15 protein-coding genes and 1 pseudogene are annotated in these 15391 nt (G+C 75.6%); 8 read left to right on the top strand and 8 right to left on the bottom strand.

The window, feature by feature from the left end; all coding sequences use genetic code 11:
• The first annotated feature begins 6 nt into the window (after nucleotides 1-6).
• From ACI784_RS10710 to ACI784_RS10700, 3 genes are read left to right on the top strand one after another with little or no spacing between them, the layout of a single operon-like run.
• On the top strand, nucleotides 7-1161 hold the full coding sequence (locus ACI784_RS10710; RefSeq protein ID WP_457013440.1) for an ArsA family ATPase: 1155 nt from the start codon (nucleotides 7-9) through the stop codon (nucleotides 1159-1161).
• The gene (locus ACI784_RS10705; protein WP_457013439.1) at nucleotides 1158-1565 is read left to right on the top strand and encodes a hypothetical protein; all 408 of its coding nucleotides are present in this window, start codon (nucleotides 1158-1160) and stop codon (nucleotides 1563-1565) included. Before ACI784_RS10710 ends, ACI784_RS10705 begins: the two co-directional genes overlap by 4 nt.
• A complete protein-coding gene (locus ACI784_RS10700; RefSeq protein ID WP_457013438.1) occupies nucleotides 1566-2573 on the top strand; it encodes an ROK family glucokinase in 1008 nt (335 codons plus the stop codon).
• Between the two features lie 31 nt (nucleotides 2574-2604).
• Here ACI784_RS10700 and ACI784_RS10695 read toward each other — a convergent pair whose 3' ends face one another.
• The 3 genes from ACI784_RS10695 to ACI784_RS10685 are packed head-to-tail and all read right to left on the bottom strand — an operon-like array spanning nucleotide 2605 to nucleotide 5331.
• Complete coding sequence (locus ACI784_RS10695; RefSeq protein WP_457013437.1) at nucleotides 2605-3843, bottom strand: ornithine cyclodeaminase, nickel-pincer nucleotide-dependent; 1239 nt, start codon at nucleotides 3841-3843, stop codon at nucleotides 2605-2607.
• 13 nt (nucleotides 3844-3856) lie between these two features.
• On the bottom strand, nucleotides 3857-4534 hold the full coding sequence (locus tag ACI784_RS10690) for a hypothetical protein (RefSeq protein ID WP_457013436.1): 678 nt from the start codon (nucleotides 4532-4534) through the stop codon (nucleotides 3857-3859).
• Nucleotides 4531-5331: an alpha/beta hydrolase gene (locus ACI784_RS10685; RefSeq protein ID WP_457013435.1), complete on the bottom strand. Its 801-nt coding sequence runs from the start codon at nucleotides 5329-5331 to the stop codon at nucleotides 4531-4533. The genes ACI784_RS10690 and ACI784_RS10685 overlap by 4 nt, the downstream gene beginning before the upstream one ends.
• Before the next feature lie 121 nt (nucleotides 5332-5452).
• Between ACI784_RS10685 and ACI784_RS10680 the strand changes: the two genes are divergently transcribed.
• Nucleotides 5453-6217: a lysophospholipid acyltransferase family protein gene (locus tag ACI784_RS10680; RefSeq protein WP_456924771.1), complete on the top strand. Its 765-nt coding sequence runs from the start codon at nucleotides 5453-5455 to the stop codon at nucleotides 6215-6217.
• A 181-nt stretch (nucleotides 6218-6398) separates the two neighbouring features.
• Here the strand turns inward: ACI784_RS10680 and ACI784_RS10675 are convergent, their stop codons facing one another.
• Together ACI784_RS10675 and ACI784_RS10670 are read right to left on the bottom strand one after the other, a co-directional pair.
• A complete protein-coding gene (locus ACI784_RS10675) occupies nucleotides 6399-6713 on the bottom strand; it encodes a DUF6221 family protein (RefSeq protein ID WP_457013434.1) in 315 nt (104 codons plus the stop codon).
• Nucleotides 6710-8095: pseudogene (locus ACI784_RS10670) on the bottom strand (FGGY family carbohydrate kinase); the annotation flags it as partial. The pseudogene ACI784_RS10670 and the gene ACI784_RS10675, both read right to left, overlap by 4 nt.
• A gap of 201 nt (nucleotides 8096-8296) precedes the next feature.
• Here ACI784_RS10670 and ACI784_RS10665 point away from each other — a divergent pair.
• Complete coding sequence (locus ACI784_RS10665) at nucleotides 8297-8782, top strand: polyadenylate-specific 3'-exoribonuclease AS (protein ID WP_457013433.1); 486 nt, start codon at nucleotides 8297-8299, stop codon at nucleotides 8780-8782.
• A 9-nt stretch (nucleotides 8783-8791) separates the two neighbouring features.
• Here ACI784_RS10665 and ACI784_RS10660 read toward each other — a convergent pair whose 3' ends face one another.
• The 3 genes from ACI784_RS10660 to ACI784_RS10650 form a co-directional block, all read right to left on the bottom strand.
• Nucleotides 8792-10003 carry a cytochrome P450 family protein gene (locus tag ACI784_RS10660; RefSeq protein WP_457013432.1) on the bottom strand — a complete coding sequence of 404 codons (1212 nt, stop codon included), beginning with the start codon at nucleotides 10001-10003 and terminating at the stop codon, nucleotides 8792-8794.
• 44 nt (nucleotides 10004-10047) lie between these two features.
• Entirely contained in the window at nucleotides 10048-10902 is an 855-nt protein-coding gene (locus tag ACI784_RS10655) for an oxygen-binding di-iron domain-containing protein (protein ID WP_457013431.1), read from the bottom strand.
• Between the two features lie 89 nt (nucleotides 10903-10991).
• Complete coding sequence (locus tag ACI784_RS10650; RefSeq protein ID WP_457013430.1) at nucleotides 10992-11891, bottom strand: NmrA family NAD(P)-binding protein; 900 nt, start codon at nucleotides 11889-11891, stop codon at nucleotides 10992-10994.
• A gap of 77 nt (nucleotides 11892-11968) precedes the next feature.
• On the opposite strand from ACI784_RS10650, the gene ACI784_RS10645 reads away from it, so the two are divergent.
• Genes ACI784_RS10645 through ACI784_RS10635 form a run of 3 tightly spaced genes read left to right on the top strand, consistent with a single transcriptional unit; the run spans nucleotide 11969 to nucleotide 15360 of the window.
• Nucleotides 11969-12991 (top strand): 6-phosphofructokinase, encoded by a 1023-nt coding sequence (locus ACI784_RS10645; protein WP_456924777.1) that lies wholly within the window; start codon nucleotides 11969-11971, stop codon nucleotides 12989-12991.
• 28 nt (nucleotides 12992-13019) lie between these two features.
• The gene (locus tag ACI784_RS10640) at nucleotides 13020-14357 is read left to right on the top strand and encodes a class II 3-deoxy-7-phosphoheptulonate synthase (RefSeq protein ID WP_457013429.1); all 1338 of its coding nucleotides are present in this window, start codon (nucleotides 13020-13022) and stop codon (nucleotides 14355-14357) included.
• Nucleotides 14350-15360, top strand: a complete 1011-nt coding sequence (locus tag ACI784_RS10635; RefSeq protein ID WP_457013428.1) for a threonine aldolase family protein — start codon at nucleotides 14350-14352, stop codon at nucleotides 15358-15360. The genes ACI784_RS10640 and ACI784_RS10635 overlap by 8 nt, the downstream gene beginning before the upstream one ends.
• The last annotated feature ends 31 nt before the right edge of the window (nucleotides 15361-15391 follow it).

Here is a 15391-nt window from a genome sequence, read left to right as displayed (position 1 = left end):
CGGCACGTGCGCACGCTGCTCCACACCGGCCCCGGTGGGGCCGGGACCTCGACCCTCGCGGCGGCCGCCGCCGTCCGCGCGGCCCGGTCCGGCGCCCGCACCCTGCTCCTGACCGCCGCCGTGCGGCCGGGGCTGTCGGCGGTCCCGGGCCTGTCGGTCGACCCGGTGGAGCCGCTCGGCGCGCTGGAGTCCCTCTGGGGTGCCTCGGCTCCGGCCCTGTCGGCGGCGGCGCCCGGGGTCGCCCTGCCTCCGGCCAGCTCGGTGGTCCCCCTGCCCGGCGCCCGCGACCTGGCGCTGCTGGCGCGGCTGGGCCGGGCCCGGGCCGACGCCGAGACCGACGTCGTGGTCGTCGACGCCGGGCCGCTGCCCTCCGGCGCCGCCCTCGTCGGCCTGCCCGGCGTGCTGCGCTGGTGGCTGGACCAGGCGCTGCCGACGCGGGTGCGGATGCTGGGCGCGGTCCGGACCGCCGCGGTGCGCTCCGGCGCGCTCCCGCGGGGCCCGGTCGACGCGGCCCTGGACGCCGTCCCGGTGCTCGAGGAGCTGATCGGCCGGGTCGACCTGGCCGACCCGGCCACCACCGAGGTCCGGCTGGTCGCCGTGCCCCGCCCGGACGCCGTCCCGGTGCTGCGCGCGGCGGTGACCGCCCTGGCGCTGCACGGGCAGCGGCCGACCGCCGTCCTCAGCCGGGTGCTGCCCGACGCCGGGACGGGGGAGTGGTGGCGCCGGCGCGCCGCCGAGCAGGACGCCGTCCTCGCCGCGCTGGCGGAGCTGGCCCCCGTGCACCGGGTGGCGGAGGCGCCGGAGGTCCCGGCCGACGCCGACGGGCTGGCCGCCCTCCTCCCGGACGACGACGCCGGCACCCCCGCGGCGCCCGTGACACCCGTGTCCGAGCGGGTGGACGGCGGACGGCGGCTGGTGCTCGCCCTGCCCTTCGCCGAGCGCGACGCACTGGAACTGACCCGCTGGCAGGACGACCTCGTCGTGACCGCCGCGGGGGCGCGCCGCTCGATCCGGCTCGACGCGCTCCTGCGCCGGTGCGTGGTCACCGCCGGCCACCTCGCCGACGCCGGCACCGCCCGGGCGCGGCTCGAGGTGACCTTCACACCCGATCCGCAGCAGTGGCCGGCCGATCTGCTGGCCGCCGAGGGGAGCAGGACATGACCGACGGACCCGACTGGGTCGAGCAGGCCCGCCGACTGGTCGCCGGGCTCGGCCAGACCCTCGGCGAGGCCGCACGGACCGACGCGGAGGGCACCGGCCACCATGCGGACTGCCGCTGGTGCCCGGTCTGCCAGGTGGCGGCCGTGGTGCGCGGCGAGCGCCCCGAGGTGACCGCCGCCCTGGCCGACGTGCTCGGGACCGCCGCCGCGGCGCTGCGCTCCCTCGCCGAGCAGGCGCCGGCCGCGTCGCCGTCGCCGTCGCCGTCGCCGCCGGCGGCACCGGCCGACGAGCCGCCGGCCGCTCCGGAACCGTCGGCCCCGGAGCAGACCGTCCCGGAGCACACCGTCTCGGAGCAGACCGTCCCGGAGCCGGCCGCCGCGGTGCAGCGCATCGAGATCGCCTGAGTGGCCGCCACCCACGGCTCCGCGGAGCCGGCCGCCGCGGAGCTCCCCGCGCTCGGCATCGACATCGGCGGGACCAAGGTCGCTGGCGGCGTCGTCGCCCCGGACGGGACGGTCGTCGCCACCGCCCGCCGCGCCACCCCCGGGTCGTCGGTGAGCGAGACGGAGGACGCGATCGCCGCCGTCGTCGACGACCTGGCCCGCATGCACGGCGGCCCGCTGGTCGGCGTCGGCGTCGGCGCGGCCGGCTGGTTCGACCGGACCGGCGACACGGTGCTGTTCAGTCCGCACCTCGCCTGGCGCAACTCGACGCTGCGCAAGGACCTCTCCGACCGGCTCCAGCGGCCGATGTGGGTCGGCAACGACGCCGACGCCGCCGCGTGGGCCGAGTACCGCTACGGCGCGGCGGCCGGCGCCGACCTCGCGCTGATGATCACCCTCGGCACCGGCATCGGCGGCGGGATCGTCATGAACGGCCGGCTCCAGCGCGGGTCGCACGGCGTGGCGGGGGAGTGGGGCCACATGCGCGTCGTCCCCGACGGGCGGCTGTGCGCGTGCGGCAACCGCGGCTGCTGGGAGCAGTACGCCAGCGGCACCGCGCTCGGGCAGACCGCCCGCGAGGTGGCCCGCAGCTCCCCGGCCGCCGCCGCGCTGCTGCTGGAGCGGGTGGGCGGCGAGGCCGACCGGCTGACCGGCGAGCACGTGGCGACCGCCGCGGCCGACGGCGACCCGCTGGCGCTGGAGCTGCTGGCCGAGGTCGGGTCCTGGCTCGGGCAGGGCATCGCCGACCTCGCCGCCGTGATGGACCCGGAGGTGGTCGTCATCGGCGGCGGTGTGAGCGTGCTCGGCGAGATGGTGCTGCGCCCGGCGCGCGAGCGGCTGGAGCGGGCGCTGCCCGGCCGCGGGTTCCGCCCGGGGCCGCGGGTGGTCGCGGCCCGCCTCGGCGCGCAGGCCGGCCTCGTGGGTGCCGCCGACCTCGTGCGCCACGCCGTGGCCGAGGGTGGTGCCTAGCGGAGGCTGAGGGTGCAGGTCTCCTCGCCCCTCAGCCTCCGGTGAGCTCCCGGGCGAGCTGCTCCAGGAACAGGCCGATGTCGGTGACGATGCCGATCGCCTGGGCGCTGCCGCGGTCGGCCAGCTTGGTCACCGTGGCCGGGTTGATGTCCACGCACACCAGGGGCACCGACGCCGGGAGGATGTTCCCGGTGGCGATGGCGTGCAGCATCGTCGCCACCATGATCGCGAAGCCGACGTCCGGCAGCTGGGCCCGCATCGCGCGCTGACCCTCGATGACGTCGGTGTACACGTCGGGCAGCGGCCCGTCGTCGCGCACCGAGCCGACCAGCACGAACGGCTTCCGGGCGCGGACCATCGCGTGCATGACCCCGCCGGTCAGCACACCCGACTCGACCGCCGCCGCGATCGAGCCGGCCCGCCGGATCGTGTTGATCGCCCGGATGTGGTGCTCGTGGCCGTGCGGCACCCCCGACCCCTTGGCGAGGTCGACGCCCAGCGAGGTGCCATACAGCGCCGACTCGATGTCGTGGGTGGCGAGGGCGTTGCCGGCGAACAGGACGTCGACGTAGCCGGCGTCCACCAGCCGCACCATCGCCGGCGCCGCGCCGGTGTGGACGACGGCCGGCCCGCCGACCCACAGCACCTTCCGCCCGGCCGCCCGGACCTCCCGCATCCGCTCGGCGATCTGGCGGACCAGCACCACCTGCGGCTTCTCGCTGGAGGCCACCGACGACATGAACCCGAAGGCCTCCTCGTCCCCGCGCGCGACCGCCAGCGGCATCTCCACCCGGACGCCGTGCGCGCCGCAGACCACCGACTCACCGGCCCGCACGTCGCTGACCGGCACCGTGCGGACGGCGACGCGCTCCGCCGTCTCGGTCACCACCAGGCCGCAGTCCATCTCGGCGCGGTCGACCGGCAGCCACTCCCGGTCCAGGCGGACGAAGGTGTCCAGGTTGGTCGTGGAGTAGAAGTCGTCGGGGAAGACGCCGTCGGCGGGCGCGGGCCGGGTGGTCGCCGTCCCCGGGTCGACGGCGTTGGCCCCGTGGGTCTGCAGTCGCATGACGATCCGCTCGAGCAGGTCGCCGTCGCCCGCGCTGACCCGCACCGTGGCCCGCGACTCGTCCTCGTGCTGCCGGCCGAGCGCGAGGCCCTCGATGAGGTAGTCCCCGCCGTACTCCAGGACGTCGTCGAGCACCCGGGCCAGGACGCCGGTGTCCATGAGGTGACCGGTCAGCGTCACCGTGGTCGAGTACGGGGCGTCCACCGCCTGCCTTCTCTCAGACCACGGCGCCGTCGTCGCCGTCCTCCGTCGACCGCTCCCGCATCCGCGACACCAGGAGCGCGACCCCGCCGACGACCGCGGCGACGCCGAGCACCAGGCCGACGTCCGGGGACAGCCGGAGGACCCGCGGCGCCACCACGAGCACCGCGCCGACCGCGATCAGCAGCACCGCGTACAGCGAGGCGGGCGCGGGCGCGGGCACCGGCGGGGGTGGCGGCGGCTCGTAGTGCTCCTCCGGCCGGTCGAGCACCTCGGGCTCGGCCGGCGGCGGGGGTGGGGTGTCGGCGGGCTCGGCGTCGACCGTGGTGCGGCCGTGCTCCGCCTCGAACGCGGCCACGATCCGGGCCCACTCGGCGTCCTCGTCGACGTCCGGGCGCGGGGCGCGCGGCGCCCGGGTCCGCTCGGGCACGTGCTCGTCGACGTGCTCCTCGACCAGGGCGCGACCCTCGCCGCTGCGGGCGCGGTCGACGTAGATCCGGTCGGTCGGCGGGCTGGGGAGGGACACCGTGCGGGTGTAGGGCTCGACGTCGGCCGAGGGCTCCAGGTAGGCGGCGATGCCGGCGTCGCGCAGGAGGTCGAGCAGGTGCTCGCCCACCCGCGGGTCGACGTCGCGCAGCGGCGTCCACAGCGTGGCGTCCAGCCCGTTGTCGCGCCGTCCGCGCCGGCCGTTCACGCCTCCTCCTCGAGGACCGGGACGCGGGTCCGGATCCAGTCCACGGACCCGGCGAAGATGCGCGGGGCGTCGTTGTCGAGGGTGGCGACGTGGTAGCTGTCCTCGAGCAGCACCTCGGTGGTGTCGGTGCTCGAGACGCCGGCCAGCAGCACCCGCACCGAGGCCGGCTCGACGACGTGGTCGGTGACGCTGCGGAACACCAGCAGGGGCGCGGTCACGCGGGCGAGGTCGGCGCGGGTCGCCGTCCACAGTCGGCGCAGGCCCAGCACCGCGCGGGTCGGCAGCTTGGGGTAGGCCAGCTCGGTGACGCCGGCCTTCTTGATGTCGTTGGCGATCGGCGCCCAGCTGGGCGTGAGCCGGGCCAGCAGCGGCAGCAGCTTGGCGTCCAGCCGCTGGGTGAGCAGGGAGGGGTTGACCAGCACCAGCCCGGCGACGTCGTCCGGACGCAGCTCGGCCAGCCGGACCGCCAGGGTGCCGCCCATCGACAGGCCCGCGACGACGACGCGGTCGCACTCGGCGGCGAGCTCGTCGAGCGCGGTGGTGACGGCGTCCACCCAGTCCTGCTCGGTGCTCAGGTTGCAGTCCTGCCAGCGGGTGCCGTGGCCGGGCAGCAGCGGCGCGCGGACGGCGAAGCCCGCCGCGGCCAGGTGCTCGCCCCACGGCCGCATGCTGAACGGCGAGCCGGTGAACCCGTGCAGCAGCAGGACGCCGGTGCCGCCGCCCGCGGGGCCGCCGGGGAAGGCGAACGGCTCGGCGCCGGGCAGCAGGCCGGGGCCGGGTGCCTCGTTCGTGGGCACGGGAGTCCTCCTCGGCGTCGGCGGGGGAGCCGACCGGCAGCGCGGGCGGGGTCCGGCGGCGCGGACCTCACGTTGTCCATCCGCCGCCGGGCTCCTTAGTCTGGCAGCCCCCGAGGGAGGCGTGTTGTTCTACTGGTTCCTCAAGTTCGTGGCGGTCGGCCCGGTCGTCAAGGTGTTGTTCCGGCCCCGGGCCGAGGGCGTGGACAACGTCCCCCGCACCGGAGCGGCGATCCTGGCCAGCAACCACCTGTCCGCGGCCGACTGGGTCTTCATGCCCCTGTCGCTGCGGCGGCGCGTCACGTTCCTCGCCAAGGCCGAGTACTTCACCGGCAAGGGCGTGAAGGGGTTCCTCCAGCGGGCCTTCTTCTCCGGTGCCGGGCAGGTGCCGATCGACCGCAGCAACGCCTCGGCCGCGGAGAACGCGATCCGCACCGGGCTGCGGATCCTGCGCGAGGGCGGGCTGCTCGGCATCTACCCCGAGGGCACCCGCTCGCCGGACGGCCGGCTCTTCCGCGGCAAGACCGGCGTGGCCCGCATGGCGCTGGAGACCGGCGTCCCCGTCGTCCCGGTCGCGATGGTGTACCGGCCGCGCCGGTGGCCGCTGGTGGGGGCCAAGCTGCCCCGGGTGTGCGTCCGCTTCGGGGCGCCGCTGGACTTCGGCCGCTACGAGGGGCTGGCCGGTGACCGCTTCGTCGAGCGGTCGATCACCGACGAGATCATGTACGAGATCATGACGCTGTCGGCGCAGGAGTACGTCGACGTCTACGGCGCCAAGGTGAAGAAGTCGATGGACGCCACCGGCGCCAGCGCCTCCGAGGTCATCAAGGGCATGCAGCCCCCGGTCGACGAGGCCGCCGAGCGGACGCCGGACACCCTCGCGGGCTGAGGACCGCCCCTCGCGGGGCTCGAGCCCCGCGCCACGGCTCTGCCCCGGCCACCTCGGTCCGCGGGCTGTACGTCTCTGAGTGCCACCGCACTCAGAGACGTACAGCCCGGAACCCCTGGACCGTTCCGCCACCGGTCGGCCCGGGAACCCGCGGACGGCGAGGTCCGACGGGCACCGACCCTCAGGGGTGCGACTCCGGGTGCCACTCCGGGCGGTAGTGCGGGTGGTCGGCGTAGGTCTGCCCGATCAGGCGCAGCGCGTGGTCCATCGTGTCGCCGCGCGGGCCCTGCCGCTCGAGGTCGCGGAAGTACTCGACCAGCTGCCGCTTGGTCGCGACGTCACGCAGCACGTGGGCGACCAGGGCGCGGTTGCTGGGCGCGCGGCTGAGCTGGACGAAGCGGGCGGCCTCCTCGTCCTCGTCGAACCGCGCGAGCAGGAACTCCACGAGGTCGCCGTCCCGCAGCGGGAGGTCCGCGTGGCGCTCACCGTTCGTCACGCCCGGACCGCCCAGCTCCCGGCCCGGGCCAGCCCGGCGCGCCAGCGGTCGTGGCGGCCGTCGTCCCGCCGTCCCGGCTCCGGCTCGAACCGGCGGTCCAGCGACCAGGTGGCGGCCAGCTCGTCGGTGGTCGACCACACGCCGGTGCCGAGGCCGGCGAGGAACGCCGCACCCAGCGCCGTGGTCTCGGTGACCACCGGGCGGCGCACCGGCACGCCGAGCTGGTCGGCCTGCAGCTGCAGCAGCAGGTCGTTGGCGCTGGCGCCGCCGTCGGCCGACAGCTCCGGAACCTCCAGCCCCGCCTCGTCGACCATGACGTCGACGACGTCGCGCACCTCGAACGCGATCGCCTCCAGGGTGGCCCGCGCCAGGTGCGCACGGGTGGTACCGCGGGTGAGGCCGACGATGGTGCCGCGGGCGTGCGGGTCCCAGTGCGGGGCGCCCATCCCGGTCAGCGCGGGGACGAAGACGACGTCGCCGGAGTCGGGGACGGTGCGCGCCAGTCCCTCGATCTCGGCGGCGGAGTCGATGAGGCCCAGCCCGTCGCGCAGCCACTGAACCGCCGCGCCGGTCACGAAGATCGACCCCTCCAGCGCGTAGACCAGGCCGTCGCCGAGGTCCCAGGCCACCGTGGTGAGCAGCCCGGCACCGGAGCGGACGGGGGTCGTCCCGGTGTTGGTGAGGACGAACGAGCCGGTGCCGTAGGTGCACTTGCTCGTGCCGGGGGTGTAGCAGGCCTGGCCGAAGAGGGCGGCCTGCTGGTCGCCGGCGATGCCCGCGACGGGCAGCTCCAGGCCCAGGAACGCGTCGGGGTCGGTCGTGCCGACGACGCCGGAGCTCGGCACCACCTCCGGCAGCGCGGACCGGGGGACGTCGAACAGCTCGCACAGCTCCTCGGACCACCCGCCGGCCTCGAGGTCGTAGAGCAGCGTGCGGCAGGCGTTGCTGGGGTCGGTGACGTGCGCAGCGCCGCCGGTCAGCCGGGAGACGACGAACGAGTCGACCGTGCCCAGCGCCAGGCTGCCGTCGCGGACGCCGGCCCACAGGCGGGGCTCCTCGGCGGCCAGCCAGCAGAACTTGGTGCCGGTGAAGTAGGGGTCCAGCCGCAGCCCGGTGAGCCGGGCGACCCGCTCCTCGGCGCCGGCCTCCCGCAGCCGGTCGCAGATGCCGCTGGTGCGCCGGTCCTGCCAGACGATCGCCGGCCGCGGCGCCCGGCCGGTGCGCCGGTCCCACACGACGGCGGTCTCCCGCTGGTCGGTGATGCCGACGCAGGTGGGCTGCGCGTCGGTGCCGGCCAGCGCCTGGCGGCAGGCGGCGAGGGTCGCCGTCCAGATGTCCTCGGGCTCGTGCTCGACCCAGCCCGGGCGGGGGAACAGCTGCGCGAACTCGCGGTAGCCGCGGGGGGGGGGGGGGGGGGGGGGGGGCGCGGCCCGGCCCGCCCCCCCCCCCCCCCCCCCCCCCCCCCCCCCCCCCCCCCCCCCCCCCCCCCCCCCCCCACGACCAGCGCGGTCACCCCGGTCGTCCCCGCGTCGATCGCCAGCACCGGCATGAGGGGGAACCTAACCCGCACCTACGGTGGGTGTGTGCGGCGGTTCTTCTACGACACGGAGTTCATCGAGGACGGCACGACGATCGACCTGGTGTCGATCGGCGTCGTCGACGACACGGGACGGGAGTTCTACGCCGTCAGCACGGAGTTCGACGAGCGCCGGGCGATCCCGTGGGTGCGGCGCAACGTGCTCGACCAACTGCCGCCGCCGGCCGACCGCGCCTGGCGGACCCGGCAGCGGATCCGCGACGACCTGCTCGCGTTCCTCACCGGGCCCGGTGAGGAGATCGAGCTGTGGGCCTGGTTCGCCGCCTACGACCACGTGGCGCTGTGCCAGCTGTGGGGGACGATGCCCGCCCTGCCCCGGCCGATCCCGCGGTTCACCCGGGAGCTGCGCCAGCGGTGGGACGACCTCGGCCGGCCGCCGCTGCCCCCCAAGCCCGAGGGCACCCACGACGCGCTGGTCGACGCCCGCTACAACCTCGCCCGCTGGCGCGCGATGGAGGGCGCCCGCCGCTGAGCCGGCCGCTCAGCCACTCGGCGTCGGGGTGAACGTCACCGGCAGCTGCCGCAGCCCGCGTAGCACGCCGCCGGCCGACCACTCCAGCTCGCTCTCGTCGACGGCGAGGGCCAGGCCGGGCAGCCGGGCCAGCAGCGCGGTGAACGCGACCTGCCCCTCCAGCCGGGCCAGGGGCGCGCCGAGGCAGTAGTGGATGCCGTGCCCGAAGGCCAGGTGCCCGGGGCCGGCCGCCGCCACGTCGAGCCGGTCGGGGTCGGGGAAGCGGTCGGGGTCCCGGTCGGCCGCGGCGGTGGCCAGCAGGACGACGTCCCCGCGCGGGATGGCCACCCCGCCGATCTCGAGGTCCTCGAGGGCGTAGCGGGTCAGCCCGGGGTTGACCGGGCCGTCGAAGCGGAGCAGCTCCTCGACCGCCTGCGGCACCAGCGACGGGTCCGCGCCCAACCGGGCCAGCTGGTCGGGAGCGCGCAGCAGCGCCAGCGTGCCGTTCCCGATCAGGTTGACCGTGGTGACGTACCCGGCGATGAGCAGCAGGAAGGTCATCGCGAGCAGTTCCTGCCGGTCCAGCCGCTCGCCCTCGTCGGTCGCCTCCACCAGGTCGGTGAGCAGGTCGTCGGCGGGCCGGGCACGCTTGGCCTCGACCAGGTCGGCGAGGTAGCCGTGCATCCGCTCCCGGGCCGCCGTCACCCGCGCCAGGTCCTCGCCCGGGTCGAACGGCCGGTCCAGCACCTCGTCGGTCCACGCCCGGAAGCGCTCGCGGTCGGTCTCCGGGACGCCCAGGAGCTCGCCGATGACGGTGATCGGCAGCGGGAGGGCGAACTCGCCGATCAGCTCGGCCCGGCCCCGCGGGGTGATCCGGTCCAGCAGCGTGTCGGTGATCTCCTGGATCCGCGGCCGCAGCCCCTCGACGCGGCGGGCGGTGAAGGCCTGGGACACCAGCCGTCGCAGCCGGGTGTGCTCGGGCGGGTCGGTGCCGATCATGCTGCGGCTCAGGAAGTCCCCGCGCAGCAGCGCGCGCAGGGCCACCGCGTGGTGCGGGTCGTTGCTCAGCCGGGGGTCCGACAGCGCCGCGAGGACGTCGTCGTACCGGGCGACGACCCACACCGGCAGGCCCAGCCTCGGGTCGACGCGGCGGACCGGGCCGCTCTCCCGCAGCGCGGCGAGGACGGGCCAGGGATCGGCCAGCTCGACCGGGTCGGCCAGCGGGGTGGTGGGCACGGTCATGGCCGTCGTCCTCCGGGGTCAGGGGGTGGCGGCCGTTCGGGCCGTCACGTCACGGGGGTCGTCTGTGGTGCCGCCTCCGTGCGGGGCACCGGCACCCCGGCGCGCTGCATCTCGGTGAGCGCCGTGATCATGTGGGTGAACTCCGCCGCGTCCGGCGGGACGAACCGCTCGGCCGTCGGCACCTGCTGCAGCACCCGCAGGAAGTCCTCGAGTGCCGTCCCGTTGGCGGTGGGCAGGTGCGAGGAGAAGATCCGGGCCGGCTGCAGCCGGCGCACCCGGTCCAGGACCTGACCGAACTCCGCGGGCTCGGTCAGGTGGACCCACGGCGAGTCCATCGTCGCCCACCCGAGCATCCCGCCCGCGAGCGCCTCGGGCGGCACCTCGGCGGCGTCCTGCGTCGCCTCGGGGATGATCGCCCCGAAGGCGTCGACGCTGAACAGCGCGCCGGTGGAGCGGTCCAGCACGCCGGTGGACATCGGGTTGTCGAACAGCGGCGGAGCGACGGCGGTCAGGGTGCGGTCGCCGACGTGGACCTCGTCACCGAACCGGATCGCGTGCACCCGGTCCATCGGCACCGGCCACCAGGTCGCCATCCGCAGGGCGCTGAACCCGTGGGTGACCAGCCGGGCGTCCGGCGCCAGGTCCATGACCCGCTGGATGTTGCCGGTGTGGTCGGCGTCGTCGTGGGTCAGCCAGATCCAGCGCAGCGAGCGGGGGTCGATGATCGAGCTCAGCGCGTCGACGAACTGGTCGGCGTCGACCCCGAGGCCGGTGTCGACGAGCACCGGTTCCTCGGCCATGAGCAGGAAGGCGTTGATCGGCAGGACGCCGGCTCCCGGCAGCGCCAGGTTGGCGGGGAGCACGTGGACGTCGGGCGCGGCCTGGTACGGACTGTCCATCCCGACACCTCCGGACGGGTGGTCGGCGGCGCCGAGGTTCGGCTCCGCGGGCTCGACGCTAGGCGCCCGGCGAGGCACCGAGCAGGGCACTAGTGCCCCGGCTCAGCCCGCAGGTGGGCCCAGTCCTCCGGGTGGGCGCGCAGGTGCTCGGCCACGGTCCGGGCGGGGTGACCGGTGAGCGAGGGGACGACGTCGGTGACCGGCGCCATCTCGCCGGCGGCGATCGCCAGGTAGCTGGTCACCCAGCCCTCGATCTCCCAGTCGGGGTGCCCGGAGGGGCGTCGCGTCGCCCAGGCCTCCTCGACGGTCTGCCGGCGGTACTCGGCGGGCAGGCCGGTGACCTCGGTGAGGACGGCGGCCGCGTCGTCCAGCGTCAGCGCCGCGGGCCCGGTGACGTCGAGCGTGGCGCCGTCCAGGCCGGGGGAGTCGTCCCCGAGGACGGCGGCGGCGACGTCGGCGAGGTCGTCGCGGGACACGAACGAGGCCCGGCCCTCGCCGGCGGGTGCGGCGATCACGGCGCGCCCCGCCTCGAGCGTGGCGAAGAACGGGACGAAGTCGGCGTACATCGCGTGCCGGAGGACGGTGGCCCGCAGGCCGGTGGCGCGGATGGCGTCCTCGGTGGTGGCGTGCTGGCGGGCCAGGGTGAAGACGGCGTCCGGCGCGGCGCCGAGGAAGGAGGTGTAGACGATCCGCCGCACACCGGCCGACGCCGCGGCGGAGACGGCGGTCAGGTGCTGCTGCACGCGGTCCTCGGCCTCCGCGGCCGACACCAGGTACAGGGTGTGCACGCCCTCGAGGGCGGCGGCGAGGCCGGGACCGTCGGCGTAGCCCCCGGGTGCGGCGGCCACCTGCGTCCCGGGCAGGCGCGGCGCCCGCTGGGGATCGCGCACGACGAGCCGCAGCGCGACGCCGTCCCGCCCCGCGAGCCGGGCGGCCACCCGGCCGCCGAGCACCCCCGTGGCGCCGGTGACGGCGATCACGCGCTCCATGCGACCACGGCTCCCACCTGCGGCATCATGACGGCTGCCAACCACACACCCGGCACGGATCTTCCGGAGGACCGCACATGCGCATCGGCATCCTGACCGGCGGCGGTGACTGCCCGGGGCTGAACGCCGTCATCCGGGCCGTGGTCCGCAAAGGCGTCACCCACGGCGACCAGGTCGTCGGCTTCCGGGACGGCTGGCGCGGCGTGCTCGAGGCCGACACGGTGGCGATGGACCTCTCCGCCGTCCGCGGCATCCTGCCCCGCGGCGGCACGGTGCTGGGCACCTCGCGCACCAACCCCTACGCCCTCGAGGGCGGCGCGGACCGGGTCATGGCCAACCTGGAGCGGCTCGGCATCGACGCGCTGATCCCCATCGGCGGGGAGGACACCCTCGGCGTCGCCACCAAGCTGGCCGAGGCCGGGGTGACGGTCGTCGGCGTCCCGAAGACCATCGACAACGACCTGGACGCCACCGACTACACGTTCGGCTTCGACACCGCGCTGGGCGTGGCCACCGAGGCGATCGACCGGCTGCACACCACCGGTGACAGCCACCACCGCACGCTCGTGGTGGAGGTCATGGGCCGGCACGCCGGGTGGATCGCGCTGCACGCCGGGATGGCCGGCGGCGCGACCGTCGTCCTGATCCCCGAGCAGCCCTTCGACGTCGACGCCGTCGTCGCGCACTGCCAGCACCGCTTCGACTCCGGCTACTCGCCGATCGTCGTCGTCTCCGAGGGGGCGGTGGCCAAGGGCGGGGACCTCGTGCTCGCGACGGGGGAGACCGACGCGTTCGGCCACGTGCGGCTCGGGGGGATCGGCACCGCGCTGGCCTCCCTCATCGAGCAGCGCACCGGCCGGGAGGCGCGCTGCGTCGTCCTCGGCCACGTCCAGCGCGGCGGCACCCCCTCGCCGTTCGACCGGGTGCTGGCCACCCGCTTCGGGCTGGCCGCGGTCGACGCCGTCCACGACGGCGAGTCGGGGGTGATGGTGGCGCTGCGGGGCACCGACATCGTCCGCGTCCCACTGACGGCGGCGACCGCGCAGCTGAAGCTGGTGCCCGTCGAGCGGTACGCGGAGGTCGAGGTCTTCTTCGGCTGACGAGGGGACCGCCGTACCCTCTGTAGGCGTGAGTCTCCCCGATCCCGCCGATGTGGTCCCCGGCCTCGACCGGTGGCGTGAGCTGCCCGCTGCCCAGCAGCCGGAGTGGCCCGACCGCGCGGCGCTGGACGCCGTCCTCTCCACCCTGTCCACCGTGCCGCCGATCGTCGCGCCCAGCGAGGTCGACGAGCTGCGCACCCGGCTGGCCGAGGTCGCCCAGGGACGGGCGTTCCTGCTGCAGGGCGGCGACTGCGCGGAGACCTTCGACCTGAACACCGACGCGCACCTGCAGAGCACCACGCGCACGCTGCTGCAGATGGCCGTCGTGCTCACCTACGGCGCCAGCGTGCCCGTGGTCAAGGTGGGCCGGGTCGCCGGCCAGTACGCCAAGCCGCGCTCGTCGAACATCGACGCCCTGGGCCTGCCGTCCTACCGCGGCGACATGGTGAACTCGCTGGAGCCGGTGCTCGAGCAGCGCATCCCCGACCCGTACCGGCTGGTGCGCGCCTACGCGAACTCCGCGGCGGCGATGAACATGATCCGGGCCTACGCGCGCGGTGGCATGGCCGACCTGCACGCGGTGCACGACTGGAACAAGGACTTCGTGGCCAACTCCCCGGCCGGGGTGCGCTACGAGGTCATCGCGCGGGAGATCGACCGGGCGCTGGCGTTCATGAAGGCCTGCGGCGTCGACGACGCCGCGCTGCGCGGCGTGGAGCTCTACAACAGCCACGAGGCGCTGATCCTCGACTACGAGCGGGCGCTGCTGCGGGTGCACGACGGCCGGCCCTACGCCGCCTCGGCGCACTTCGTCTGGATCGGCGAGCGCACCCGCCAGCTCGACGGCGCACACGTGGAGTTCATGTCGCGGCTGGCCAACCCGATCGGCGTCAAGATCGGTCCGACCACGACCCCCGAGCAGGCCACCGAGCTGGTGGAGCGCCTCGACCCCGAGGGCGTCCCGGGCCGGCTGACGCTCATCAGCCGGATGGGCAACGGCAAGATCCGCGACGTCCTGCCGGGCATCGTCGAGAAGGTCACCGCCAGCGGGCACCAGGTGGTGTGGCAGTGCGACCCGATGCACGGCAACACCCACGAGTCCTCCACCGGCTACAAGACCCGGCACTTCGACCGCATCGTCGACGAGGTGCTCGGCTTCTTCGACGTCCACCGTGCCCTGGGCACCTGGCCCGGCGGCATCCACGTCGAGCTCACCGGTGAGGACGTCACCGAGTGCCTCGGCGGGGCCATGGAGATCAGCGACGAGGACCTCAACAGCCGATACGAGACGGCCTGCGACCCGCGGCTGAACACCGGGCAGTCGCTGGAGCTGGCCTTCCTCGTGGCCGAGATGCTCCGTGGGTGACCTGGTCGACCTGCGCAGCGACACCGTCACCCGGCCCACGCCCGGCATGCGCCGGGCGATGGCCGAGGCCGAGGTGGGGGACGACGTCTACGGCGAGGACCCGGCGATCCGCGCGCTCGAGGAGCGGGTCGCCGACCTCATGGGTCACGAGGCGGCGCTGTTCGTGCCCTCGGGGACCATGGGCAACCAGATCGGCATGCGCCTGGTCTGCGAGCCGGGCCAGGAGGTGCTCTGCGACGCCGACGCGCACGTGGTCACCTACGAGATGGGGGCCGCGGCCGCGGTGTTCGGCATCTCCACCCGCACGGTCGTGAGCGAGGGTGGCCGGCTGGACGCCGGGCAGCTGATCGCCCAGGTGCGCCCGCGCGGCGACTGGCACCTGACCGCCACCGCCGCCCTCGCCGTGGAGAACACCCACAACCGCGGCGGCGGGCTGGTGCAGCCGCTGGAGCAGCTGCAGCGGCTGTGGGACTGGTCGCGGGAGGCCGGCGTCGCCGTCCACCTCGACGGGGCCCGGCTGTTCAACGCCTCCGTCGCCTCCGGGATCGACCTGGCCACCTACGGGCGGCTGGCCGACACCGCCTCGGTGTGCCTGTCCAAGGGCCTCGGCGCGCCGGTGGGCTCGGTGCTGGTCGCCTCGGCGGAGCGGATCGCGGCCGGCCGGCTGTGGCGCAAGCGGCTCGGCGGGGGGATGCGGCAGGCCGGCGTCCTGGCCGCGGCGGGGCTGTACGCCCTGGACCACCACCTGGCCAGGCTGGCCGAGGACCACGAGCACGCCCAGGCGCTGGCCAAGCGGCTCGGCGTCGACCCGGCCACGGTCGAGACCAACATGGTTGTGCTGGACGACGTCCCGGCGCCGGTCGTCGCCGAGGCGGCCAAGGCCCAGGGGGTCCTGGTCTCCCAGGTGAGCCCGCGCCGGATCCGGCTGGTCACGCACCTGGACGTGGACCGGGCCGGCGTCGAGCGCGCCGCCGAGGTCCTCGCGGGGCTGCTCGACCGGTGACGCGGGAAGGGCCCGGACCCCGACGTGGGAT

The sequence above is a fragment of the Geodermatophilus sp. SYSU D01186 genome (genome assembly GCF_054050215.1).
The sequence above is the reverse complement of the archived record's forward strand: the minus strand, read 5'-3'. Positions and strand labels throughout refer to the sequence as shown.